The organism is Mycobacterium sp. (assembly GCF_036488105.1).
Taxonomy (GTDB): Bacteria; Actinomycetota; Actinomycetes; order Mycobacteriales; family Mycobacteriaceae; genus Mycobacterium.
In genome coordinates this window covers 1-1,568 of record NZ_DASXHW010000218.1, presented here as the reverse complement: position 1 = coordinate 1,568, position 1,568 = coordinate 1, and the positions used below count along the sequence as shown (strand labels likewise).

General features: G+C 67.3%; 1 protein-coding gene. It reads left to right on the top strand.

Features of this window, described 5'->3' with window-relative positions; translation table 11 throughout:
- Positions 1 to 99 precede the first annotated feature (99 nt).
- Positions 100 to 1,350 carry an IS4 family transposase gene (locus VGH54_RS11685; RefSeq protein WP_331512154.1) on the top strand — a complete coding sequence of 417 codons (1,251 nt, stop codon included), beginning with the start codon at positions 100 to 102 and terminating at the stop codon, positions 1,348 to 1,350.
- The last annotated feature ends 218 nt before the right edge of the window (positions 1,351 to 1,568 follow it).

Here is a 1,568-nt window from a genome sequence, read left to right as displayed (position 1 = left end):
AACCCAATGCCGCGTAGCTTAGGTTGATCTTGCTTGTGGTGTTGGGTTTTCGGCGTGGCGGCGTGGCTTGTCCGGGTCGGGCTGTTCTGATCGTCGGTTATGAGTGCAGGTGGGACGGCCAGCCCGGATCAGGTGTCGGTGGGTGTGTTGGTGTCGGCGGTGCGTCGGGATGTGATCGATGCCGCCGTCGCGGGTTGCGGGGTCGGGGCGAAGCGTTCGGATGGGAAGCTTCCGCCGCATGTGGTGGCGTATGTGACGATGGCGCTGTGCTTGTTCACCGATGATGACTATGAAGAGGTCGCGACGAAGGTCACGGGGTCGTTGTCGCGGTTCGGGTGCTGGGACGCGTCGTGGACGGTCCCGACGGCCAGCGGCATCACCCAGGCCCGTAAACGGCTGGGGCCGAAGGTGATGGCCGAGGTGTTCGAGGGTGTCGCCGCAGCGGTGGCGACGTCGGATACGCGTGGCGCGTGGCTGCGAGGGTGGCGGTTGCTGGCGATCGACGGGTTCGAGGTCGATCTTCCTGACACTCCCGGCAACGCCGCCGAGTTCGGGTATGCCGGATCAGGCAAACATCGGTCGGCATACCCGAAAGCGCGGGTGGTGGCGCTGGCCGAGTGCGGCACGCACGCGTTCCTCGCCGCGGAGGTCGGCTCCTATGAGACCGGGGAGAAGACGCTGGCCCAGAGGCTCTACCCACGCCTGCGTGACGATGAACTGCTCACCGCCGACCGCAATTTCTATAGCTGGGAAGCGTGGGACACCGCCGCCGCGACCGGTGCGGCCTTGTTGTGGCGGGCACCGACCCAGCTCACCCTGCCGGTGGTCGCGGTCCTGCCCGACGGGAGTTATCTGACGGTCCTGATCAACCCGAAAGTGAGGGGAGCCGGCCGCCGCCGGCAGATCCTCGCCGCCGCCGAAGCCGGCACCGAGGTTCACCCCGATGAGGCGCATCTGGTCCGGGTCGTGGAATACGACGTGCCCGATCGCGAGGGCAACGGCACCGGAGAGTTGATCGTGCTGCTGTCGAGCATCACCGACCCCGCCGACGCGGCCGCCGGCGACCTCGCCGACGCCTATCACGAGCGGTGGGAGCAGGAAACCGCCAACGACCAGCTCAAAACTCACCTCCGCGGACCAGGGCGGATCCTGCGATCGAGGCTGCCTGAGCTGGTGCACCAGGAAATCTGGGCTTGGCTGACCGTGCACTACGCGCTCAGCGTGCTCATCGCCCGCGCGGCCGAAGCCGCGGACCTTGACCCCGACGGGATCAGCTACAGCCACGTCCTGCGCACCACCCGCCGCACCGCCACCGGCACGGCGGGCTTTTCCCCCTCAGGACTGGACTGACGCACTACCCGACATCCTGACCGAGATCACCCGACGACCCCTCCCGCCACGACGGCACCGAACCTGCCCACGCGCGGTGAAACGGCTACGCCACAACGCCTACCGCGCCAAGACACACACCGAACCCGCCAGCACCCACCACCCCGGCCCGCCCACGATCAGACTACGCGGACTCACCCGCGCAGCCTGACCGAAACTAAGCTACGTGGCATTGGGTT

Coding starts and splice junctions, on each gene's coding strand:
- VGH54_RS11685 (WP_331512154.1), top strand. CDS start 100: ATGAGTGCAGGTGGGACGGCCAGCCCGGATCAGGTGTCGGTGGGTGTG.